The 21,502-nt window shown below is 73.0% G+C and carries 20 protein-coding genes; 8 read left to right on the top strand and 12 right to left on the bottom strand.

The annotated features are described in order from the left end of the window. Nucleotides 1-55: 55 nt before the first annotated feature. The 7 genes from AVL62_RS11870 to AVL62_RS11840 form a co-directional block, all read right to left on the bottom strand. Entirely contained in the window at nt 56-1,894 is a 1,839-nt protein-coding gene (locus AVL62_RS11870) for a glycoside hydrolase family 3 protein (RefSeq protein WP_058891876.1), read from the bottom strand. Further along, nucleotides 1,891-3,474: a glucoamylase family protein gene (locus AVL62_RS11865; RefSeq protein WP_058891875.1), complete on the bottom strand. Its 1,584-nt coding sequence runs from the start codon at nt 3,472-3,474 to the stop codon at nt 1,891-1,893. The genes AVL62_RS11870 and AVL62_RS11865 overlap by 4 nt, the downstream gene beginning before the upstream one ends. Before the next feature lie 47 nt (nt 3,475-3,521). Continuing rightward, nucleotides 3,522-4,343 carry a carbohydrate ABC transporter permease gene (locus tag AVL62_RS11860; protein WP_058891874.1) on the bottom strand — a complete coding sequence of 274 codons (822 nt, stop codon included), beginning with the start codon at nt 4,341-4,343 and terminating at the stop codon, nt 3,522-3,524. Between the two features lie 3 nt (nt 4,344-4,346). Next, nucleotides 4,347-5,306, bottom strand: coding sequence for a carbohydrate ABC transporter permease (locus AVL62_RS11855; protein WP_083518922.1), 960 nt, complete (start codon nt 5,304-5,306; stop codon nt 4,347-4,349). Between the two features lie 4 nt (nt 5,307-5,310). Beyond that, nucleotides 5,311-6,603: a sugar ABC transporter substrate-binding protein gene (locus AVL62_RS11850; protein WP_058891873.1), complete on the bottom strand. Its 1,293-nt coding sequence runs from the start codon at nt 6,601-6,603 to the stop codon at nt 5,311-5,313. Nucleotides 6,604-6,680: 77 nt separating this feature from the next. Next, nucleotides 6,681-7,688, bottom strand: coding sequence for a LacI family DNA-binding transcriptional regulator (locus AVL62_RS11845; protein WP_058891872.1), 1,008 nt, complete (start codon nt 7,686-7,688; stop codon nt 6,681-6,683). 54 nt (nt 7,689-7,742) lie between these two features. Next, nucleotides 7,743-9,170: a sulfatase gene (locus AVL62_RS11840; RefSeq protein ID WP_235585682.1), complete on the bottom strand. Its 1,428-nt coding sequence runs from the start codon at nt 9,168-9,170 to the stop codon at nt 7,743-7,745. Between the two features lie 103 nt (nt 9,171-9,273). On the opposite strand from AVL62_RS11840, the gene AVL62_RS11835 reads away from it, so the two are divergent. The 5 genes from AVL62_RS11835 to AVL62_RS11815 are packed head-to-tail and all read left to right on the top strand — an operon-like array spanning nt 9,274 to nt 12,168. Then, entirely contained in the window at nt 9,274-10,278 is a 1,005-nt protein-coding gene (locus AVL62_RS11835; protein ID WP_153011773.1) for a hypothetical protein, read from the top strand. Then, the gene (locus AVL62_RS11830) at nt 10,275-10,619 is read left to right on the top strand and encodes a hypothetical protein (RefSeq protein WP_058891869.1); all 345 of its coding nucleotides are present in this window, start codon (nt 10,275-10,277) and stop codon (nt 10,617-10,619) included. Before AVL62_RS11835 ends, AVL62_RS11830 begins: the two co-directional genes overlap by 4 nt. Then, on the top strand, nt 10,606-11,076 hold the full coding sequence (locus AVL62_RS11825; protein WP_058891868.1) for a hypothetical protein: 471 nt from the start codon (nt 10,606-10,608) through the stop codon (nt 11,074-11,076). The genes AVL62_RS11830 and AVL62_RS11825 overlap by 14 nt, the downstream gene beginning before the upstream one ends. Beyond that, nucleotides 11,069-11,863: a hypothetical protein gene (locus tag AVL62_RS11820; RefSeq protein WP_058891867.1), complete on the top strand. Its 795-nt coding sequence runs from the start codon at nt 11,069-11,071 to the stop codon at nt 11,861-11,863. Before AVL62_RS11825 ends, AVL62_RS11820 begins: the two co-directional genes overlap by 8 nt. Further along, entirely contained in the window at nt 11,860-12,168 is a 309-nt protein-coding gene (locus AVL62_RS11815; protein ID WP_058891866.1) for a hypothetical protein, read from the top strand. The genes AVL62_RS11820 and AVL62_RS11815 overlap by 4 nt, the downstream gene beginning before the upstream one ends. Before the next feature lie 15 nt (nt 12,169-12,183). Here the strand turns inward: AVL62_RS11815 and AVL62_RS11810 are convergent, their stop codons facing one another. Beyond that, the gene (locus tag AVL62_RS11810; protein WP_058891865.1) at nt 12,184-13,710 is read right to left on the bottom strand and encodes a long-chain-fatty-acid--CoA ligase; all 1,527 of its coding nucleotides are present in this window, start codon (nt 13,708-13,710) and stop codon (nt 12,184-12,186) included. Between the two features lie 135 nt (nt 13,711-13,845). On the opposite strand from AVL62_RS11810, the gene AVL62_RS11805 reads away from it, so the two are divergent. The 3 genes from AVL62_RS11805 to AVL62_RS11795 are packed head-to-tail and all read left to right on the top strand — an operon-like array spanning nt 13,846 to nt 16,897. Further along, nucleotides 13,846-14,109 carry a hypothetical protein gene (locus AVL62_RS11805; protein WP_058891864.1) on the top strand — a complete coding sequence of 88 codons (264 nt, stop codon included), beginning with the start codon at nt 13,846-13,848 and terminating at the stop codon, nt 14,107-14,109. Further along, complete coding sequence (locus AVL62_RS11800; RefSeq protein WP_058891863.1) at nt 14,106-16,358, top strand: alpha/beta hydrolase; 2,253 nt, start codon at nt 14,106-14,108, stop codon at nt 16,356-16,358. Before AVL62_RS11805 ends, AVL62_RS11800 begins: the two co-directional genes overlap by 4 nt. A 14-nt stretch (nt 16,359-16,372) precedes the next feature. Further along, nucleotides 16,373-16,897: a hypothetical protein gene (locus AVL62_RS11795; protein WP_153011772.1), complete on the top strand. Its 525-nt coding sequence runs from the start codon at nt 16,373-16,375 to the stop codon at nt 16,895-16,897. Nucleotides 16,898-17,095: 198 nt separating this feature from the next. Here the strand turns inward: AVL62_RS11795 and AVL62_RS11790 are convergent, their stop codons facing one another. The 4 genes from AVL62_RS11790 to AVL62_RS11775 all read right to left on the bottom strand — a co-directional run bounded on the left by AVL62_RS11790 (nt 17,096) and on the right by AVL62_RS11775 (nt 21,413). Further along, complete coding sequence (locus AVL62_RS11790) at nt 17,096-18,616, bottom strand: ATP-dependent DNA ligase (RefSeq protein ID WP_058891861.1); 1,521 nt, start codon at nt 18,614-18,616, stop codon at nt 17,096-17,098. A 485-nt stretch (nt 18,617-19,101) separates the two neighbouring features. Continuing rightward, nucleotides 19,102-19,992: a biotin-dependent carboxyltransferase family protein gene (locus AVL62_RS11785; RefSeq protein ID WP_058891860.1), complete on the bottom strand. Its 891-nt coding sequence runs from the start codon at nt 19,990-19,992 to the stop codon at nt 19,102-19,104. Nucleotide 19,993: 1 nt separating this feature from the next. Further along, a complete protein-coding gene (locus AVL62_RS17130) occupies nt 19,994-20,647 on the bottom strand; it encodes a 5-oxoprolinase subunit B family protein (protein WP_058891859.1) in 654 nt (217 codons plus the stop codon). 7 nt (nt 20,648-20,654) lie between these two features. Then, the gene (locus tag AVL62_RS11775; protein ID WP_058891858.1) at nt 20,655-21,413 is read right to left on the bottom strand and encodes a LamB/YcsF family protein; all 759 of its coding nucleotides are present in this window, start codon (nt 21,411-21,413) and stop codon (nt 20,655-20,657) included. Nucleotides 21,414-21,502 lie beyond the last annotated feature (89 nt).

The raw sequence follows: 21,502 nt of genomic DNA, 5'->3' as shown, positions 1-21,502 counted from the left end.
GGTCGTCAGGGCGACCCGCAGCCACCACGCCCCTCCGTCCGGGTGGTGCCCCGGGTCAGACCCGGGCGCCCAGAGGTATGCCGTGCCCGCAGGGCAGGAGCGGGTCGCCCAGCCCCGGCTGGTCGGGGTGGTGGGTACGCACCTGCTCCATGGAGCGCGGCAGGTCGAAGGGCAGCCGGCCCCGGGCCTCGCCCCGCAGGGCGCGGACCAGCGCGGGCCCGCCGCTGCCGTAGCTGCCGACGACGGCGTCGACCGCCTCCATGACCGGGCCGAGGACCGCGGGGCGGTCGAGGGTGACGTCGACGACGACCGGGCAGTGCTCCCGGATCCGCCGCAGCCGCACCGGCAGCCCGGGCGGGAACTCCAACGACCCCTGGTGGAACCACGCCTCCAGGAAGAGGTCGGAGCGGGGCTCGTGCGGGGCGGCCAGGCGGATGACCGCCAGGTCGGCCTCCTCGGGCCGCTCCACCACCCGGCCCAGCGCGGCGGCGTCCTGCGCCGAGAGGCCCTCGACGTAGACCGCCCGCCCGGACCCGGACAACGGCAGCAGCCCGCCCTCGTCGGCCAGCACGGTGACCGAGGCGGCCTGGGCGGCCAGGCCGGCCTCGACCGTCGCGGGCGTGCCGACCCGCTCGTCGGCGAGGGCCTCGTCCACGAACGGGTCGTCGAACAGGCCGAGCTGCATCTTGACCATGAGCAGCCGCCGGACCGAGATGTCGAGGCGCTGCTCGCTGACCCGGCCGTCGGCCACGAGGCCGGCCAGCACCTCGACGCACTCCTCACCGCCGAACTGGTCGCAGCCGGCCTCCAGGAGCAGCTCCATCCGCCCGGCCGCGTCGAGGTGCTCGACACCCCAGGCGCGGGCGGGCAGCACCTGGTCGCCGACGTGGTTGTCGTTGACCAGCTCCCAGTCGGTGAGCACGACGCCGTCGTAGCCGAGCTCGTCGCGCAGCAGGCCGGTGACGATGCGCTTGTTGAAGCCGAAGCCGACCTCCGGCACCGCCTCGCCGTCCAGCTGCAGCCCGACCGGCATGCCGTAGTAGGGCATCATCGCGGCCACGCCGGCCTCGACGGCCGGCCGGAACGGCGCCAGGTGGTCGGCGAAGTGCCCGCCGCCGTAGACCTGCTCCCGGCCGTAGGGGAAGTGCGCGTCCTCCCCGTCGGCCTGCGGCCCGCCGCCGGGGAAGTGCTTGGCCGTGCAGGCCACGCTCCCCGGTCCGAGCCGGCCGCGCTGCAGGCCCTCCAGGAAGGCCAGACCCAGCTCGGTGACCACCTGCGGGTCCTGCCCGAAGGTGTGCAGCTGCCGCGCCCACCGGGGTTCGGTGGCGAGGTCCAGCGTGGGGTGCAGCGCCGCCCGGATGCCGACCGCGACGTACTCGGAGCGGACGGCCTCGGCATACTCCCGGCACACCTGCTCGTCGCGCAGCGCGGCGATGCCCAGCGGCTCGGGCCACTGGGAGAAGGAGCCGGCCGAGAAGCTGGCGCCGGCGTTCTCGCTGAACCCGTGCCGGGGGTCGGTCGAGATGGTGACCGGTATGCCGTGCGGCGTCTCCTGCGCCAGGCGCTGGACCGTGTTGTGCCAGCGGGCCGCCTCGTGGGCCGGGCCGAGCTGGTGGACGTTGAAGTGGTTGACGCGCTTGTCGACGACGACGTGCCGGGTGCCGGTCTTGCTGATGGCCCCCGGCCCGTCGAGCACGCTGCCGCCCGGTCCGGTCTCGATGACCGTGTGGAAGAGCAGCCCGATCTTCTCGTCCAGGCCCAGCCGGCCGAGGAGGTCGTCGACGCGCACGGCGTCCGGCAGGCGCGGGTCCTCGAAGGGGTCCATGACGCCGTTGTGGTTGAGGTCGCGCCAGCGCACGCCGTCGGGTCCGGTACGGAATCCTGGATCACTCATGCGCTCGCCCCGAACTCCTCCATGGCCAGCACCGGGCGCAGCACGCGCTCGGCCGCGCCGGTGGTGAAGTAGCGCTGCAGCAGACCGCCGCCCAGGACGTTGCCGAGCGCCCCGAGGATCATCGCCTGGTCCAGCGAGAGGTAGCGGGTGGCGACCTGCCCCGAGCTGGTGTTGACCGCGTCGTAGAAGCCGCCCGGCCCGTAGGAGTCGAAGTCGGCCTCGATCGCGACGAGGTTGTCGTAGGACTGCGCCGGGGCGTGCATCATCGCCAGGAAGGCCGCGTGCGGGGTGACGACACCCTGGCCGTAGTCCGGCTCGGGCTGCCCGTGCACCCGGTCGGTGCGCTCCACGTCGGAGAAGTAGCCCTCCGGGTTCAGCCCGAGGGCGTCCACGCCCCACTCGGCGTAGCCACCGGCGGGGTGGCTCGCGGGCGAGAACCCCCAGTAGCCGTACTCGGCCAGCCCGTGCGCGGCCTGCACCGCGACGTGGTTGGGGTGGTTGCGGCCCCAGGAGTCGGGCGCCCAGCTCTCCTCGGGCACGAAGACGTTGGGCATGAGCTCCTCGAACATCGAGCCGCCCCAGCCGGGGACCGTGCGGTGGCCGAGGTAGTCGTGGGCGCCCTCGAAGACGTCGACGCCCAGGTAGGTCCGCCACTGCCCGACCGGCGGCATCTCCGGCCAGGTCCACTCCGGCGGGAAGGTCCGCCACGCCTGGAAGTAGGCCTCCGGCGGCACCTGGCCTTTCATGATGCCGAGGTAGGTGGTGATGCGGGTCTCGGACACGATGGTGTCGTAGTGGTGGTCGGCGGTGTACCAGACCGGCGTGCCCGCGTCGATGAGGTCGCGGGCCTCGGTGCGCGGCGGCGAGAGCAACCGGGTGGGCTCCTCGAGGTAGAACCCGCCGTAGTTGAGGTAGGGCTTGTCGAAGGTGGGGTCGGCGAAGACGTCGAAGCGCATCCGGTCGAAGAGCCGGCCGGCGAGCCGGGCGTTGGGCCGGTCCGCGTTGCGCACGACGAGCAGCGCGGCGCCGAGCCAGGAGGCGTCGATGCTGGAGACGAACGGCACGACCGGGTCGCCGCTCTCGGGCCAGTCGTAGATGACCGAGCCGTCCCGCGGGTCGTACCAGTTGAAGTACATCCCGCTGGGCTCGTGGTGCTCCATCCCCTGCAGCGTGCGCAGGGTGCGCCGGATCCGGCGGGTCGCCTCACCGGGGGTGATGAGGCCCAGGTCGCGGGCGACGATCGCCGACCACAGGTAGCCGCCGATGTTGGTCGGCGAGGTGTAGACGCCCGGCGTGGACAGGTCGCCGGTGATGTTGTCGGACACCAGCCCGGTGTCCTGCGGCGTCATCGCGACCATCGAGGCCCACGTGTCCCGCGTCCACCGCCGGAGGGTGGCGGCGTCGGTGCCCTCCGGCGCCGGCCCGGGCCGACCCGGGCGGCCGGGGCGGCCGGGGCGCGCGTGGCCGGGCGGGGTGGCGAGGGCGGCCGAGGGCATACCGAGGGCGACGCCCCCGGCCAGCCCTCCGGCCAGCATGGTGCGGCGGGACAGCGAGGTATGACGTGCGTCGAGCGGGTGCATCGGTGCTCCTTCGTGGGGGATGGAGGGGAGGGAGGGAGGCCCGGGACTCACTTGATCCCGGTCGTGGCGATCCCTTGGATGAACCGCCGCTGGAAGATGAGGAACACGACCAGCACGGGTAGGACGACGATCGTCGCGCCGGCCATGAGCAGGCCGTACTGCTGCTCGTTCTGCCCGGTGGAGTAGAGCGCGAGCGCCACCGGCAGGGTGTAGGTGTCGTTGCTCTGGGCGACCACGAGGGGCCAGAGGAAGTTGTTCCAGCTGCCCAGGAAGGTGAGGATCCCCAGCGTGGCCAGGGCCGGCGTCAGCAGCGGCAGGATGACCTGGAAGAAGATCCGGAACTCCCCGGCACCGTCGATCCGGGCCGCCTCCACGAGGTCGCGGGGCAGCCCGAGGACGAACTGACGCATGAGGAAGACGCCGAACGGCGCGACGAGGAAGGGCAGGAACAGCCCGGGCAGCGTGTCGACGAGGCCGAGGTTGGCGACGAGGACGAACAGCGGCACGAAGGTGACGACCCCGGGGATCATCAGGGTGCCCAGGATGAGGGCGAAGATGAGCCTGCGGCCGCGGAAGCGCAGCATGGCCAGGGCGTAGCCGACCATCGAGCAGAAGAGCAGGTTGCCCGCCGTGACGACCACCGCGACGATCGTGGAGTTGCTGAAGTAGGTCCCGAAGGACAGCCGGCTGAAGAGCTGGGTGAAGTTGTCCAGCGTCGGGTTCTGCGGCCACCACGTCGGGGGGATCTGCCGCAGCTCGGCGTTGGTCTTGAACGAGCCGAGCACCATCCACGCGAAGGGGGTGATGACCAGGACGAGCGCCACCGTGAGCAGCACGTAGAGCCACCAGCGCGACCGGGTGCCGATCATCGTTCAGTCCTCCTTCTCGGAGAGGAAGCGGAACTGCAGCGCGGTGACGATCGCGATGACGAGGAAGATGAGGTAGCTCAGCGCGGCGGCATACCCGTAGTTGCCGAAGCTGAACTGCTGGTAGGTGTACATCGACGCCGAGATCGTGCTGTTGAGGGGACCGCCCTGGGTCATGACGAAGGGCTCCTCGAAGAACTGCAGGTAGCCGATCGCGGTGGTCACCGAGACGAAGAGGATCGTCGGCCGCAGGACCGGGACGGTGACGTTGCGGAACCGCTGCCACGCGTTGGCCCCGTCGATCGCCGCCGCCTCGTGCAGCTGCTGGGGCACCGCCTGCAGGCCGGCCAGGAAGATGATCATGGCGGTGCCGAAGTTGCGCCAGGTCGCCATGGCGATGAGCGAGGGCATCGCCCAGGTCGTCGACCCGAGCCAGTTGGGCCCGTCGATGCCGACCCACGCCAGGACGGTGTTGACCAGGCCGCTGTCGGGGTGCAGCAGGAACCGCCACACCACGGCGACCGCCACGATCGAGGTGATGACCGGGGTGTAGAAGCCGAGCCGGTAGACCGCCCGGAAGCGGGTGATCCCGGTGTTGAGCGCGATGGCCGCGGCCAGCGCGATGGTCATCGTCAGCGGCACCCCGACGAGCACGAAGTATGCGGTGTTGAGCGCCGCCTGCCGGAACACCGGGTCGCCGAAGGCCTTGGCGTACTGCTCGAAGGCGACGAAGTTCACCTGGAACGGCGTGCGCAGGTCCCGGTTGGTGATGTCGGTGACGGAGAAGAAGACGGACTGGACCACCGGCCAGGCGGTGAAGACGCCGAAGAGGAGCAGGAAGGGCAGGGTCAGCAGCCAGCCGGCCCGTTCCTCACGTCCCGCGCCGGGCGGGCGCGAGGAGCCGGCCTTCCTGGCCTCACGGCTGGTCTGCGGGGCGCCTCGGCGCGTCCCGGTGACGGCGCTCACCGGCTTACTGCCCGGTGCCGATGGACTCCGCCTGCTGCTGGGCGGTCTGGACGGCCTCCTCGCCGGAGAGGTCCTGCTTGGCGACCTTCTCCATCTCGGCGTCGAAGGCGGCGGCGACCTGCTCCCACGTGGGGAACGACGGCGGGGCCTGGGCGGTGGTGAGCTGCTCGCCGAACTTCGCGAGCTTCTCGTCCTCGGTCAGCGCCTCGTCGTCCCAGGCGGACTGCACCGAGGGCAGCGCGCTGGTCATGTCGTACCACTCCACCTGCGTCTCCGGCTGGGTCAGCCAGTCGACGAGCGCCCACGCGGCGTCGCGGTTCTCGGTGTCGGCGAAGACGCCGAGGTTGGAGCCGCCGATGAAGGAGCTGGACTCCCCGCCGTCGGCGGTGGGGATGGGGGCGACGTCGTACATCGACCCGAAGTCCTCCTCCCCGCCCTCGGCGGCGAAGTCCTCGACGAGGCTCATCATCCACGGCCCGGAGACGAACATCGGGACGCTGCCGTCGGTGAAGGTGGCCTCGGTCTGGCCCTCCGGCGGGTTGGCGTCGGCGATCCCCTCGTCGAAGAAGCTGCCGAAGTAGTCGACGGCGGCGACGGTCTCCGGGGTGTCCAGCGTGTAGGCGTCCTCGGTCGCGATCTCCGCGCCGCGGGACCAGGCGAAGGGCACCACGGTCTGCCAGGAGCCGGTCTGGCCGGGCTGCAGGCTGATGCCCCAGTCGACCCCCTCCTGCTCCTGCATGGCGGCCGCCATCTCCTGGAAGCCCTCCTGGTCGGTGGGCACCTCGTCGTAGCCGGCCTCGGAGGCGATGTCGGTGCGGTAGTAGACCATCCGGGTCTCGACGTACCACGGCACGCCGTAGGACGTACCCTCCACCTCGGTCGTGCCCTGCGCCCCCTCGAAGAACGCCGAGGTGTCGATGGAGCCCGGGGTGGGGTCCAGGGCATCCATGCCGGCGAACTCGCCCATCCACGTGGTACCGATCATCGCGACGTCGGGCGTGGTGCCGGCGGTGATGGAGTTGACGAACTTGTCGTGCGCCGAGTCCCACGGGACCGGGGTCACGTTGACGCTCACCTCGGGGTACTGCTCCTCGAAACCGGCGACCAGCTCGGGGAGCGCCTCCCCCTCGGCACCCATCGCCCAGACCTCCAGCTCGCCGGACAGGTCGTCGGTCGAGACCGCCTCCCCGGTCTGGGGGGCACCCGCGTCACCCGCACCGCCGTCGTCCCGGCCGCACCCGGAGAGGGCCAGGGCGGTCGTGGTCGTGAGGGCGACCAGCAGGGTGGAACGTCGCATGAGGACTCCTTCGTCGTCGTAAGCGCTTACATCGCGTCCCGCCGAAGATACACCCGCCCCCGGGTCAGCACAAGGGGTCAGGCGCACCCGCAGGACTGCCGCAGCACCAGCCGGGTCGGCAGCACGTGCTGCTCGGGGGCCGAGTGCCGGTCCTCCAGCAGCGCGCGCATCCGCACCGCCACCTCACGGCCGAGCTCGCGCACCGGCTGGCTCACCGTGGTCAGCCCCGGGGTGACGTACCGGGCGGCCATGACGTCGTCCCACCCGGTGACGCTGATCCGCCCCGGCACGTCCACGCCCGCCGCCAGCAGCCGCTGCATCACCGACAGCGCCAGCTCGTCGTTGGCGCAGACCACGCCGTCCGCCCCGAGCCCGTCCTCGACCAGCAACGAGGCCACCCGGGGACCGTCGTCCTCGCGGAAGGTGGCCGGCACCGGCTCGGCCGGCACCAGGCCCGCCGCCTCGTGGGCGGCGACGAAGCCGGCATACCTCTCCCGGACGTCGTCGGCGAACTCCGGCGACCCGACGAAGCGCAGCGTGCGCCGCCCGTGCACGTCGATGAGGTGCCGGGTCAGCTGCTCGGCGCTGCGGACGTTCTCGGTGCTGAAGCTCTCGACCGAGACCTGGTGCCGGTCGGCCAGCACGAGCACCGGCAGCTTGGCGCGCACCGCGGCGACCGTGCCGGTGGACACGGGCACCGCGCCCATGAGCACCATCCCGTCGACCCGGCCGGCCAGCCGGCGCACGAGCAGGTCCACGTCGTCCTTGCCGTGGGTGAGCAGCACGACGACGCTGGCGCCACCCTCGGCCGCACCCTGCTCGTAGCCGGTGAGCAGGTCGGCGTAGTAGGGCCCGCGCAGCTCGGGCAGCACCAGGCCGTGGGCCTCGTGCGACTTCACCGCGAGCGAGCGCGCGGCACCGTCGGGGACGTAGCCCAGCTCCTCGACGACCGCGAGCACGCGGTCACGGGTCGACGCGCGCACCTCGCCGGGTCGGCGCAGCACCCGGGAGACGGTGGCGATCGAGACCCCTGCGCGGTCGGCGACCGAGTAGATCGTGGGGCGTCGCCCCGTGCTCTCCACCATCGGCCCTTCCTCCTGCCGGCCTGCCCGGACTCCCCGGAAGGCTACCGCCCGGTCTCAGCCCAGCAGGCGGGGCACCGGCTGGCTCGGGTGCGGCTCGTCCCCCAGCTCGGCCTGCGCCCGCCACATCCGGGCCTCCAGCTCCTCGCGGACCTCCGCGTAGCCGGGGTCGTCGGCGACGTTGCGCAGCTCGAGGGGGTCGGCCCGCAGGTCGTAGAGCTCCCACTCCGGCTCGCCGGGGCCACCGGTCGTGCCGGGCAGCCCCATCGGGTCGTTGTAGTAGTAGACGAGCTTGTGCCGCTCGGTGCGGTAGCCGTAGTGCGCCGGCGCGTGGTGGTTGCCGTCCGCGTGCTCCCAGTAGCGGTAGTAGAGGCCGTCGGCCGGGGGCGGGGCGTCGCCTCCGACGAGGTCGCGCCAGAAGCTGCGGCCCTGCATCCGGGGGTGCGCCGGGACCCCGCAGGCCTCGAGGATCGTCGGCGCGAGGTCGACGTTGGACACGATGCCGTCGTGCACGCCACCGCCGGGAAGGCCGCGCGGCCAGGACAGCACGAGCGGCATCCGGATCGACTCCTCGAACATCAGCCGCTTGTCGAACCACCCGTGGTCGCCCAGGAAGAAGCCCTGGTCCGAGCTGTAGGCGAGCACGGTGTCGTCCAGCTCGCCGCGCGCGCGGAGCGCCTCGACCACCCGTCCCACGCTCTCGTCGACCGCCTGCACGCAGCGCAGGTAGTCCTCCATCCACCGCTGGTACTTCCACCGGGTGAGGGCGGGCCCCGCCAGGCCCTCCGGCGGGTCGACCTTGAGGTCCTCCGCGTTCAGGTGCTCGGCCACGCTCATCCACACGTCCTGCACCGCCTGCGACCGACCGGTGTGGTCGTCCTCGAAGGTCACCGGCAGCGGGATCGGGTCGGTGAAGAGCTCGGTGTGCCGTGGCGCCGGCACCCAGGGCCGGTGCGGGGCCTTGTGCCACAGCAGCAGGCACCACGGCTCGTCCCCCTCGAGGGAGTCCAGCCAGCCCAGGGCCAGGTCGGTGAGGACGTCCGTGGCGTAGCCCGGTTCGGTGCGGGTGCCCTCCGGGCTGACGATGGTGGGGTCGACGTACTCCCCCTGGTCGACGAGGATCTCCCAGTGGTCGAAGCCCTGGGGCTGGTGGGCCGGGCCCTCGCCCAGGTGCCACTTGCCGACGAGGCCGGTGCGGTAGCCCGCCTCCTCGAGCAGCGACACCAAGGTCGGCTGGCTCGGGTCGATGGGCGTCGACAGGGTCCGCACCCTGTTGACGTGGCTGTAGGTGCCGGTGAGGATGCTGGCCCGGCTCGGGGTGCACAGCGAGTTGGTGACGAAGCAGCGGTCGAACCGCACGCCACGCTCGGCGATCCCGTCGATGTGCGGGGTGGTGTTGATCCGCGAGCCGTAGGCGCTCACGGCGTGGGCCGCGTGATCGTCGGTGAGGATCAGCAGGATGTGGGGGCGCTGAGGGGCGGGCACCCGTCCATGCTGCCCCATCTCGGCCTGGGTAGAGTGCTCCGGCGGTCGATCATGAGGGAGGCACGGGGTGACGGTCCGCATCGATCCGGACGGTGTGATCGCGATGAGTGGTGCCACGCTGGGCGTGGCCACCAGCCTGTCGACGATCGGCGGGGACATCACGACGCAGGTCGAGAAGGTGGACCTGTGGGTGTCGGCCGGGGCGCCGGACGCCCGGCGTCGGACGAGCACCCTCGCCGAGACGTTGTCGATGCTGGCCGGTGCCGCCAAGGACCACGCCATCCACTACGTCGACCACGAGAAGCCGATCCAGGAGCTGCGCGAGGCCGGCTACTGGCTCCCTGACTTCGGCAACCTCCTGCCGGACGAGGACCGGACGGTCACCGAGAACATCGAGCAGATCGCCCGGAGCGACGAGTTCGGTGCCCTCCCCCTCGGTGTCGGGCAGGGGCTGCTGGAGCGCTACCGCAATTTCCGTCTCTACGTGCCCAAGGTCGACACCGTCACCGCCGCCGGGGCCCTGGACGAGCTCACGTCCCTCCTGGGGAGCGCCGACGACGTGCACGAGGGCACCAACCTGGTGCGCCGCCCGAGCGGGATCCTCGTCCCCCAGGGCAGCTCGGCAGACCCGAGGCTGCCCCGCATCAGCACCCTGACCGACGAGGCCACCTACCGGCCGGGCCCCAACGTCACCACCAGCCCGGACCTCGGGCGTCCCCCCACGTGGGCGCGCACCGGTGGCCGCCTCCTCGGTGGCGCGGGCGTCGCCCTCACCGTGTGGGACTCGGCGGCGAGCCAGTGGGAGCACGACCAGCAGTACCACCCCGAGTACAGCACCGGTCAGCGCGTCGCCTCGGCGGGCTACAACGTCGCGACCGAAGGCGGCGGAGCGATCGCCGGCGGGCTCGTCGGGGCCCACTACGGCGCCATCGCGGGCAGCTTCATCCCCATCCCCGTCGTCGGCACCGTCGGCGGCGCCCTCATCGGCGGCGCGATCGGCGCCTTCATCGGCTCCAAGGCCGGCAAGGCCGCGGGCACCGCCCTCAAGGAGGCCGGCAGCGCCATCGCCGACGGGGCCAAAGAGGTGTGGGGGTCGCTCTTCGGATGACCTCCCCCGACAGCGCGCTCGTCTTCTCCCCGATCCTGCTCGCCCTGGGCCTGGCGATGATCGTCGTGGGCCTCATCGCCTGGTCCGGTCGGATCCGCGCGATCATGCTCCGCTCGTGGCCGAGCAGGACCCTGCACCTGGCGCCGCTGTTCCTCGGGATCGCGCTCGTCCTCACGACCCTGTCGCCGTTGGTCGGCCCGGTCGTCGGGACGTTCATACTCGTCGTGGCGTTGGTGGCCTTCGCCCTCGGCGTGCTGGCGGTCTGGTGGCTGCCGCGCCCGCTCACCCCCCGCTGGCTGCGGGACGCCCCGCCGTGGAAGGACCCGCATGAGCACTCCTGACCTCACCGTCGAGCTCGACCCGCCCCCCGGCTGGGGCCCGATCGAGCAGGAGCCGGACGACGAGGGGACCGTCCTGCTCGCGCTGGCACCGACCGACTGGGCGGCCGACCTGGGCGTGCGCCCCAACCTCGTCATCGGCCTCGGCCCGGAGTCGGAGGAGAGCATCGGCGCCGTCGCGACGCAGACGGCGGCGACGCTCATCGCCCTCGAGCAGGGTCACCGCCTCGTCTCGTGGGACCTGTGGCGCGACGAGGGCGGTCGTCGGCTGCTCTCGACCTGGCCCTCGGGCGACGCCCTGATCTGCACCACCACGTGGATGCGCCTCGAGGACGGCCGGCCGCTGTCGGTCACCGCCACCGTGGACGCCGACCGCTACCTGCGGGTCATGCCGTTCATCGGCGCCGCCGTCGACGGTCTGCGCGTCCGCCCGACCCGGGAGGAGGACGGCCGTGGCTGAGCCCCGCACCGACCCGTTCTGGAGCGGCCAGGGGGAGGAGCTCGAGGATCTCTCCCGGCTGCACGACGCCCAGCCCTGGACCTCGGAGGGTATGCCGCTGTCGCGCTCGGCGTTCACGACGTTCGCCGCCGCGGAGGCTGGCCTCCTGCGCGGCCCCCGGGTGAGCGACGAGGCGGCGGTGGAGGAGCTGCACCACGCCGGCCTGGTCGAGCGCTCCGGCCGACTCACCGAGGACGGGCGCTCGACGCATACCCTCCTGCGCTCGGCAGACCGCCGGATCCGGGTCGAGAGCGCGGCGGCAGGGGTGCCGGGCACCTACGAGGCGGCCCGGGTGCGCGGCAGCGTCGTCGTCTGGGCGACGGACTCCCCGCAGACGTGGGCCGGCACCGAGCCGGTCGGCAGAGACCGGTTGGCCTCGGCGACGACGGGCACACTCATGTGGCTGCCCACGATGCACCTGGCGGCCGATCTGGCGGCGTGGTTGCAGGTCGGGCCGGCGTGGCCGATGGCCATCTCCCCGAACCGCTTTCCCCGCGAGCTGGTGGCGCAGCGGACCGACGACGCCACGGCCCCACCACCCTTCGGGGCCGACGAGCACCTGCGGGAGATCTGGGGCCAGCCGTGGTTCACCTGGACCCTCACCTCGGACACCGAGCACCGGGTCGCTGGCGTCCACGCCGGTCGGCACGGCCACCTGCGGCTCACCGACGAGAGCGACGAGGTGGTCCTCTCCCCGCTCCCGGCCGAGCCGCTCTTCGCCATCCTCGTGGGGATAAGCCTGCTGTGACGACGCCGGAGCAGAAGCGGGAGCGTGCGCGTCAGCTGCGCGAGGTCGCGCGCACGATCAGCGACAAGGCCGAGCTGCTGGACGACGACATCGACACCCTGCTGGAGCGCTACCCCGAGAACCCCGACGGCGTCTGGTGGGGCACGAGCGCCGCGGAGTTCTACGACGGGGTCCGCGACGTGCGACGCGACGTGCGCACCCTGCGCACCGACGTGCTCGACTACGCCCAGGACTGCCGGGACCGCGCCCAGGACCTCGAGGACCAGGCCGACACCCAGGAGGCCACCGAGGCGGGCGAGGGCTGAGCCCTCCCGCCGACCTCAGGAGCCGCGCAGCTCCCGCTTGAGGATCTTGCCGGTCGCGCCCTTGGGCAGCTCCTCGATGAGGGTCACGGTGCGCGGGTACTTGTAGGGCGCGACCTGGTCCTTGACGTGCTGGATCAGCTCCTCCTCCGTGGCGCAGGCGTCGGGGGCGAGCACGACGTAGGCCGCGACCTCCTCGCCGAGCTCCTCGTGCGGCACCCCGACGACCGCGGCCTCGGCGACCGCGGGGTGCTCATAGAGCAGCTCCTCGATCTCCCGCGGGTAGATGTTGAGCCCGCCGCGGATGATCATGTCCTTCTTGCGGTCGACGATGAAGTAGTAGCCGTCCTCGTCGCGCCGCGCGAGGTCCCCGGAGTGGAACCAGCCGTCGTCGTCGATCGCCTCGGCGGTCGCGTCCGGGCGCTGCCAGTAGCCTTTCATGATGTTCTCGCCGCGGATGCAGATCTCACCGATCTGCGGGTCGTCCGCAGAGCTGGAGCCGACCTCGGCGCCATCGGGCCCGGCCAGCTTCAGCTCCACCCCACGGATCGGTATGCCGATCGAGCCGGCCTTGCGCTCGACGTCCGGGTGGTTGAAGGAGGCGACGGGGGAGGTCTCGGAGAGGCCGTACCCCTCGAGGATGGTCGCCCCGAAGGTGTCCTCGAACGTCTTCATCACCTCCAGCGGCAGGCTGGCGCCGCCCGACACGGCGGTGCGCAGCGTCGACAGGTCCGGCGCCTGCTCGGCGGCGCGCGCGGCGGCCAGCATCGCGCCATACATCGTCGGCACCCCCTCGAAGACGGTGACCTTGTCGCGCTCGATGACCTGCAGCGCCTTGGCCGGGTCGAAGCGCGGGATCATCGTCAGCGCGGCGCCGGTCGCGAAGGCGGTGTTCATGCCGCACGTCATGCCGAAGACGTGGAAGAGCGGCAGGCAGCCCATGACGACGTCGGAGGAGTCGAGGTGCAGCAGGGTCTCGGTCGTCGCGAGCTGGTTGGACTGCAGGTTGTCGCAGGTCAGCTCGGCACCCTTGGGCCGACCCGTGGTGCCGGAGGTGTAGAGGATGACGGCGGTGTCGTCGGCGGCGCGCTCCACGATCTCCTCCACCGGGTCGGTCGCCTCCGCACCGTGGACGTAGGCGCTCAGCCCCTCCGGGCCCACCGTGAGCAGCTGGGTGCCGGTCGCCTCCGCGGCGGCGACTGCATCGTCGCCGGGCATCGCGGCGAGCAGCGAGGCGCCGGAGTCCTCCAGGTAGAACTGGATCTCGCGCTTCTTGAACAGCGGGTTCATCGGGACCACGACGGCCCCGAGCCGCAGCGTCGCGTAGTAGAGGACGGGGAAGGCGGGGACGTTAGGGAGCATGAGCGCCACCCGGTCGCCCTCGCCGACCCCCTGCGCACGCAGCCACCCGGCCAGCTGACGGGCGGACTGCTCGACGTCGGCATACGTCAGCACCATGTCGTCGAGGATCACCGCCCGCGCGTCGGGGTGGTCCTGCGCCGTGGTGGCGAGGTTGTGGGCAAGGTTGGCGCTGGCTCGGGTCATCGTCGACCTCCTGTGGGCGGCTGGGCTCTGATCGTCCCAAACGCGCGGCGGCGTGTCCTGTCGGCGGCCGCCCACGGCACGGACGACGAGCGCGCGTGGCCCCGATCGACCTATCATGCGGGGCAGGGAGGGCTGATGCCACGGATCGACATCACCGCGACGCGGGAAGCCGCCGAGGCGCTGGGCGTGGGCGGCGTCGCTCTTCAGGGTGCCTCGGACGACGTGGCCGTGGCGGGACTGGCCGGGCCACTGGCCGGCTCCTCGACCGCCGCCACCCTCGCCGACCTCCAGGCCGTCGGTCGTCAGCGCCTGGTGGACGCCGGGCGGGAGCTCGCGACGCTGGAGGAGGGCATGGTGACGCTGGCTGACCACACCGCCGAGGCCACCGGCGAGCGATGAGCCTGGAGATCCCCGACTGGATGGTCGCCGACGCCGAGCCGCTGCGGACGGCCGCACGGGGGCTGCGCGACGCCGCCGACGTCGTGGACGACGAGCGGGCGGGTCTGCGCCGCACGCTCGGTCAGGCGGCCTCCGCCCTGGGCTGGGAGGGTCAGATCACCGACCGCGCCGACGAGGCTGCCGACCCGGCTCAGGACGGACTACGGATCCTGCAGGAGGACCTCCGTGCGGCGGGCGGCGCTCTCGACACCCTGGCGCGAGCGCTGGCCGACCACGGCCCGACGTTGCGCGACATCCAGCGGGACTGGGACGCGCTGCACGCCGACCGGCCGCGCACAGAGGTCCGCGGCGATGTCGGCGAGCAGGTGAGCGTCATCGACTGGGAGGAGGTGCGGCGTCAGGAGGACACCCTGCGCGGGCGCACCGACCATCCGAAGGAGATGCTGCGCACCACAGATCGGGGGTGCCGCGACACCCTCGCCCAGGTCCGGTCCTCCCTGGCCGGCCTGGAGCCCGGCTCGTCCACCGCGAGCTTCACCCGCTCGCAGGCACCGGAGGGGACGTGGCGAATCTTCCGCGACCACGGCCTGGTCAACAGCCGGGCCGATGAGACCCTGCTGGCTCGCATCGCGGGGGCGCAGGACCCGAATGCCGTGCGCGCCCTGCTGGACGAGCTCGACCAGGAACGGCTGGCCGGCTTCCTGCAGCGCAACCCGCACGTCATGGCCGCGCTGGCGACGGACCACGAGCCGCGCGACGCCGACGACCCGGTGCTGTCCGGCCTGTGGGAGGCGATCGGCGAGCTCGAGGACGGCCAGGTCGCCGACCCCCACGCGATCGAGGGCATCCGGGAGTACTGGGCCGGGTTGAGCCCGCTGGAGCAGCAGCGGATGCGGCTGCTCTACCCGACGCTCATCGGGAGCCTGGACGGCATACCGGTGGAGCACCGGGCGGCGGCCAACCGGTTGCTGGTCGAGAGCGCGATCGACGTCGAGCAGCAGCGGCTGGCGGTCCTGCAGGCGATGCCGGACAACGCCGCGACCCGCCAGGAGGCGCTCGACGCGCTGCCCGGGTGGTATCCCGACTGGCTGGGCGAGACGATCCTCGAAGGTCTGATGGGCGAGGACGCCCAGACGCTGCTCCACGACTTCCGGCTGCGGGACCAGGAGGTCGAGCGCTCCCTCGCCCGGCTGGAGCTCTACGAGGGGTTGACGGAGCCCCTGGAGCGTCCCCGCTTCGCCGACGTGGAGGACGCCGCCGGCACGGTGCTGCCCGCCGATGCGCGGGCCGTCCTGCTCTTCGACCCCCGTGGGGACGGTCGGTATGCCGAGTGGCACGGGGAGCTGGACAGCGAGAACGTCGGGATCTTCGTGCCGGGGACGACGACGGACCTGTCGAACATCAGCAGCTACGTCGACCGGGTGCAGCAGCTCGCTGAGGACCCCGACACGAGCAGCGTGACCTGGATGGGCATCGACCTGCCGAACTCGGTGGCCTCCGACGCCACCCAGACGCGCTGGTCCGAGGACGGCGGGCAGGCGCTGCTGCGCTTCGTCGAGGGCCTGGGCATGGCGGACCGCACGGTCACCGCGGTCGGCCACTCCGCGGGAGGCGGGATCGTCGGCTTCGCCGACGTCTACGGCATGGACGTGGACCGCACGATGCTCGTCGCCCCCTCCGGCTCCGGTCTGGGGCTGCACCGACCGCTCCCCTGGCCGCTCGACCCGTGGGGCGAGCAGCCCTCCACCCCGGACACATACCCACGGCAGACCTGGGACGGCCATGACCGTAACGTCCAGCGCTTCACCCAGACCGCCCCGGGCGACAGCATCGCCGTGGCCCAGGCCTCGGAGGACGTGCGCTGGTGGGTCGGCCTTCCCGAGGACTGGGGGCACGGGGACAACCCGAACAGCTCCGACCAGTTCATCCGGCTGGAGACCGGGCGTTGGACAGGAGGGGAGCACGCCGGAGAACGCCTGGAGGGCTTCGACGCGCACAGCCACGTGGTGACCCCCGGGACGGACGCATGGACCAACATCGTCGGCGTCATCACCGGCGGTGAGGTCATCCCGTACCGGGAGGACGGCGACTGGATCGGCCCGGACAACGTCTACGACGAGCCGGACTACCCTGGCACCGACCCCGTCCCTGTCGACGATCTGGAGTCCCCGTGGGAGCAGTCGCAGCCCGAGATCATGGCGCCCGGCCCGCTGGACGGCAGCTTCGGGCAGGGAGGGGAGCCCGCGTGAGGTTCCTGGGATCGGTGCTCGCGCTGGCCGCGGTGACGCTGGCAGGATGTCAGAACCTGGGTGGTGCGACCACCCCGGAAGGCTCCACGACGACGGAGGAAGCCAGCGTGAGCGGAAGCGCCGACGAGGCAGCGGCGAGGGAGCAGCAGCCCCGCGTCCGGGAGATCCTGCAGGACCTGTGGGATCAGTTCGACCTCGAGGACAAGCCACCGTTGGAGGACAAACCCGGCGAGGGGACCATCCGGGCGTGCACACTGGACGCCAAGTCCGACATCTCGGCCTGGGCCGAGGGGACACAGCTGCGCGTCTCGGAAGAGGCGGACCCCGAGCTGGAGGCCGAGCAGGCGCAGCTCGTTCGTGACTGGCTCGACGCGAACGGCTGGGAACGTCTCGACAACCCGGCACCCGACTCCAGCCCGGTGACGTACCACCGCAACGACCAGGGGTTCACGGTCACCGTCGCACCGCAGCTCGACGCCCGCGTCAACCTCGACGTCGAGTCACCGTGCTTCGACGGACAGGGACAGCGCGTCAGGTGATCCCACCAGACCGGGCGCCAGGCCCTCGCCGCGGACCCCGAGGACGGCGCCTCGCTCGGTCAGGTCAAGGGCAACCACGCGCGGCGCTCGGTGAGGTCCAAGGCAACCACGCGCGGCGCTCGGTGAGGTCCAAGGCAACCACGCGCGGCGCTCGGTGGGGTCCAGGGCAACCACGCGCGGCGCTCGGTGGGTGGGGGGTCAGCGCAGCGCCTCGACCGTGTCGATCTCCTCGACCGGCTTGTCGTCTCGGTAGCGCAGGACCCGGGCGAAGCGCAGGGCGACGCCGCCGGCATACCTCCTCGATGTCTGCACCGCGTCGTAGGCGACCTCGACCACCTGCTCGGGCCGCACGTGCACCACGTGCCCCTCGCGTGCGGTCTCCAGGCCCAGGAAGCGCTCGGTCTGCCAGGCGAGCAGCTCGTCGGTCATGCCCTTGAACGTCTTGCCGACCATGACCGGCTCGCCGTCGGCGCCGCGGGCCGCGAGGTGGATGTTGGACAGCCACCCCTGACGGCGCCCGCTGCCCCACTCGACGGCGACGACGACGAGGTCGGCGGTGCGGCGCGGCTTGACCTTGACCCACCCGGCGCCGCGCCGGCCGGCGGCGTAGGGCGCCTGCGGGTCCTTGACCACGACGCCCTCGTGCCCCTGGTCGACCACCCGGTCGAAGAACTCCTGGGCCACCGCCGGGTCGTCGGTGCTCACCCGCTCCACGACGAGGCCGGGCGCGAGGTCGCCGAGCGCCGCCCACCGCTCGGTCGCGGGCTCGTCGACGAGGTCGCGGCCGTCGAGGTGCAGCAGGTCGAAGAGGTATGTCGTCACCGGGGTCGTGCGGGCGAGCTCGGCCGGGTCGGTGCGCGAGGCGGTCCGGGCACCGGTGACCTGGAACGGCTCGGGGCGGCCGTCGGGGCCGAGCACGATGACCTCGCCGTCGAGGACGGCGGACCCTGCCGGGAGCGCCCCGACCGCCTCGACCACCTCGGGGAGCCGGTCGGTGATCTCCTCCAGGCTGCGGGTGAACAGGCGCACCGGCTGCTCGGCGTCGCGGTCGAGGTGGGCCTGGACGCGGATGCCGTCCAGCTTGAGGTCGAGGGCCACCTCGCGCTCCCCGGTGACCGCTGCGGTGACGTCGGGCTCGGAGCCGGCCAGCATCGGCCGCAGCGGCCTCCCGACCTCCAGCCGGACCTCCTCCAGCGCCGCCGACCCGCCGGTCAGCGCGGCGCGGGCGACCGGGCCGGGGAAGCCGGCGAGCATGACGGCCCGGCGCACCAGCGGCTCGGGCACGTCCGCGGCCCGGGCGATGGCCGGCAGCAGCACGCCGTCGCCGGCCCCCTGGCGCAGCTCCCCGGTGAGCAGGCCCACGAGCCACTGCTGCTCCTGGGCGGTGGCGCGGCCGAGGAGGTCGCGCAGCGCCGCGCTGCGGGTGGCCGCCGAGCCCGCGCCCGCCAGCTGCTTGAGGTCGCTGAGCGCCGCGTCCACCTCCAGCACGGACAGCGACGGGTCCGCGGCCGGGTCGGGGAGGTCTCGCAGCGAGCGCCAGCCGACCCCGACGGTGCGCTGCGGCAGGGTGCCGGCGAGGTAGTCGGCGACCACCTCGACCTCGCGCGGCTCCCCGCCGGACACGTCCGTGAGGGCCTGCGCGAGCAGGGTGGTCTTGACGGTGCGCGAACGGGTCGCCGCCACCGCGGCGGACGTCGAGGTCACCTCGGCCAGATGCATACCGTGCAGTCTGGCGCACCCGGGCGGACCCGTCGCGGCCACCGGCGCCCCGCCCCAACCGTCACAGACTTGACCAAGTCCTTACCCGCGGCATACCCGCCCTTTGCCGGTGCGCCGTTAGCGTGGAGACATCGACCAGGCGCCGCGTGAGCGCCGTCCGGTCGATCAGGCACGAGAGCAATGTGACTGGTGGTGGGCACACCCCCCTGCGCGCCCGCCACAGGTCATCGGGAGGGTTGCGTGCCTGGCGAGAAGGGCGCGTCGGCTGTCACGGGACCGACGCGCCCTTCCTCTGCGTCCAGGGGCGGGTGCAGACCCTGACCCTGTGGATCTGTGCGCGATGGTGGCCCCAGGAGGGCCAGAACCGCACACGAAGACGTCAAGCCGGGAGCAGGCAGGGCCGACTGTGCGCGATGGTGGCCCCAGGAGGGCCAGAACCGCACACGAAGACGTCAAGCCGGGAGCAGGCAGGGCCGGTCAGGCAGTCAGGGACGAGCCGGGCCGGGCTGGGTCCCGGGGGCCCAGGTCAGGCGCAGCTCGGTCCCGGGGCCCAGCTGGCTGAGGCGGTCCATGTCCGCGGGCTCCACGACGGCCACCACCGGGTAGCCGCCGGTCACCGGGTGGTCGGCGCCGAAGACCACGGGCTGGCCGTCGGCGGGCACCTGCACGCACCCGCGCACCATCGGCTCGCTCGGCAGCTCGCGGTCGCGGTAGGCCGACGCCCGGGTCAGCGCCTGCCCCGTGAGCCGGGTGCCGACGCGGTCGGAGCGGTCGCTGACCGTCCAGACCTGGGTGGTCAGCGCCTCGAGGTCCTCCAGCCACTCGCCGCGCGGCCCGGGGGTGAGGTGGAGGACCAGGGCGGCGGGAGACTCCACCGGCGGCGCCACCTGGTCGACCGTCGGGGTCTGCGTCGGAGGGCGGCCGACCGGCAGCACGTCGCCGGGCTGCAGGGGCTCGGGGCCGAGCCCGGCCAGCGTGTCGCGGCTCCGCGAGCCGAGGACCTCGGGCACGTCGAGACCACCGCGCACGGCGAGATAGGTGCGCAGGCCGGTCGTGGGTGCCCCGAGCTGGAGGGTCTGGCCGTCCTCGAGGCGCACCGGCGCGCCCCAGCCGACCGCCCGCCCGTCCACGACGACCGGTCCCTCGGCGCCGGTGACCGCGACGGTCACCGCACCGTGGGCGCGTACCCGGCACCCGCCGAGCAGGACCTCCAGGCCGGCGAGGGCCTCGTCCTGCGCGAGGATCCGGGCTCCGAGCCGGTGGGCCGCGCGGTCGGCGGCACCGGACCGGCCGACGCCGAGGGCGGCCAGACCGGGCCGGCCCAGGTCCTGCACGAGGACCTGCGGGCCGACGTCGAGCACCTCGAGGGCGGCCATCTCAGGCCTCCTCGAAACGGACGGTGGCGCCCGGTGCGAGGAGCGCGGGCGGGTCGCGCTCGACGTCCCACAGGAGGGCGTCCGTGCGGCCGATGAGCTGCCAGCCGCCCGGGGACTCCCGGGGGTAGATCCCGCCGAACTCGCCGGCCAGGCCCACCGACCCGGCCGGGACCGTCGTGCGCGGGCTGTCCCGGCGCGGCACGTGCAGCCGCTCGTCACCGCCGACGAGGTAGGCGAACCCGGGCGCGAAGCCGATGAAGCCCACCCGCCACACGGACCCGGTGTGCGCCCGCACCACCTCCTCCTCCGCGAGCCCGGTCAGGCGGGCCACCTCCGCCAGGTCGGCGCCGTCGTAGGTGACCGGGACGACCACCGCGTCCTCGGGGGCGTGCGGGGTCGCGGCGACGTCCGGCGGGGCGTCCAGGCCCGCGGCGAGGGCGACCAGCCCCTCCCGCACCACCGGCAGGTCGGACGGGTCCGCCACCCGCACCAGCAGGGTGCGGGCGGCCGGCACGACCTCGGTCACCGCCGATGCCCAGTGGTCCACCCCCCACCCCCCGGCCCGCAGGGCGTCCGCGAGCGCCAGGACCTCCCCCGTGCCGGCCACCTCGACCAGCACGGCCTCCGGGCCCATCGGCAGCAGCGTGACGTCCATCAGCACCTCATCCCGCGAAGGCCGCCAGCTGCACACCGTCCGCCTCCAGAGCCGTCCGCACCGCGCGGGCCATGGCGACGGCGCCCGGGGAGTCGCCGTGGGTGCAGATCGAGGCGACCCGCACGGGCACGTCGGTGCCGTCCACGGCCTCCACCACGCCCTCGCGCACGAGCCGCAGCATCCTGGCCGCCACGTCCTCGGGGTCGTGCAGCACCGCACCCTGCTCGGAGCGCGGCACGAGGGTGCCGTCCGGGCGGTATCCGCGGTCGGCGAAGGCCTCGGCGACCACCCGCACCCCGGCCTCCTGCGCCAGCCGGGACACCAGCGACCCCTCCTGGTGCAGGAGGGGGAGGGTGGCGTCGTACCGGGACAGGGCGCTCACCAGGGCCCGCGCCTGCCCCTCGTGGCTCCCGACGGCGTGGTAGAGCGCGCCGTGCGGCTTGAGGTAGGCCACGCGGGTCCCGGCCACGCGGCACAGGGCCTCCAGCGCACCGATCTGGTAGAGCACGTCGGCCTCGAGGTCGGCCGGGTCGGCGTCGACGAACCGGCGGCCGAAGCCCGCGAGGTCGCGGTAGGACACCTGAGCACCCACGGCCACCCCGCGGTCGGCCGCCGCGGCGACCGTCCGCTCCAGCGTGCGGGCGTCCCCGGCGTGGAAGCCGCAGGCGACGTTGGCGCTGGTGACCAGGCCGAGCATCGCGTCGTCGTCGCCGAGGGTCCACGTCCCGAAGGACTCCCCGAGGTCGGCGTTGAGGTCGATGCGCATGACGCCAGCCTAGGCGTGAACCGCCGCCCGGGCCGGTCGAGCCGAGGGGCCCGGGGGGTTATCCCCCCGTCGTCCCGGGGGCGCACCGG

Origin of the sequence: Serinicoccus chungangensis (assembly GCF_001483745.1) — a bacterium.
Classification (GTDB): Bacteria; Actinomycetota; Actinomycetes; order Actinomycetales; family Dermatophilaceae; genus Ornithinicoccus; species Ornithinicoccus chungangensis_A.
Note: the sequence above shows the minus strand (reverse complement) of the source record. Positions and strands in the feature narration are given on the sequence as shown.

What these genes read in the sequence shown, in the direction of transcription:
- AVL62_RS11775 (WP_058891858.1), bottom strand. Translation starts at nt 21,413, where the DNA reads ATGCGCATCGACCTCAACGCCGACCTCGGGGAGTCCTTCGGGACGTGG.
- AVL62_RS11800 (WP_058891863.1), top strand. Translation starts at nt 14,106, where the DNA reads ATGAGCCTGGAGATCCCCGACTGGATGGTCGCCGACGCCGAGCCGCTG.
- AVL62_RS11790 (WP_058891861.1), bottom strand. Translation starts at nt 18,616, where the DNA reads ATGCATCTGGCCGAGGTGACCTCGACGTCCGCCGCGGTGGCGGCGACC.
- AVL62_RS11865 (WP_058891875.1), bottom strand. Translation starts at nt 3,474, where the DNA reads ATGCACCCGCTCGACGCACGTCATACCTCGCTGTCCCGCCGCACCATG.
- AVL62_RS11835 (WP_153011773.1), top strand. Translation starts at nt 9,274, where the DNA reads ATGAGTGGTGCCACGCTGGGCGTGGCCACCAGCCTGTCGACGATCGGC.
- AVL62_RS11805 (WP_058891864.1), top strand. Translation starts at nt 13,846, where the DNA reads ATGCCACGGATCGACATCACCGCGACGCGGGAAGCCGCCGAGGCGCTG.
- AVL62_RS11860 (WP_058891874.1), bottom strand. Translation starts at nt 4,343, where the DNA reads ATGATCGGCACCCGGTCGCGCTGGTGGCTCTACGTGCTGCTCACGGTG.
- AVL62_RS11810 (WP_058891865.1), bottom strand. Translation starts at nt 13,710, where the DNA reads ATGACCCGAGCCAGCGCCAACCTTGCCCACAACCTCGCCACCACGGCG.
- AVL62_RS11830 (WP_058891869.1), top strand. Translation starts at nt 10,275, where the DNA reads ATGACCTCCCCCGACAGCGCGCTCGTCTTCTCCCCGATCCTGCTCGCC.
- AVL62_RS11785 (WP_058891860.1), bottom strand. Translation starts at nt 19,992, where the DNA reads ATGGCCGCCCTCGAGGTGCTCGACGTCGGCCCGCAGGTCCTCGTGCAG.
- AVL62_RS11850 (WP_058891873.1), bottom strand. Translation starts at nt 6,603, where the DNA reads ATGCGACGTTCCACCCTGCTGGTCGCCCTCACGACCACGACCGCCCTG.
- AVL62_RS11845 (WP_058891872.1), bottom strand. Translation starts at nt 7,688, where the DNA reads ATGGTGGAGAGCACGGGGCGACGCCCCACGATCTACTCGGTCGCCGAC.
- AVL62_RS17130 (WP_058891859.1), bottom strand. Translation starts at nt 20,647, where the DNA reads ATGGACGTCACGCTGCTGCCGATGGGCCCGGAGGCCGTGCTGGTCGAG.
- AVL62_RS11825 (WP_058891868.1), top strand. Translation starts at nt 10,606, where the DNA reads ATGAGCACTCCTGACCTCACCGTCGAGCTCGACCCGCCCCCCGGCTGG.
- AVL62_RS11870 (WP_058891876.1), bottom strand. Translation starts at nt 1,894, where the DNA reads ATGAGTGATCCAGGATTCCGTACCGGACCCGACGGCGTGCGCTGGCGC.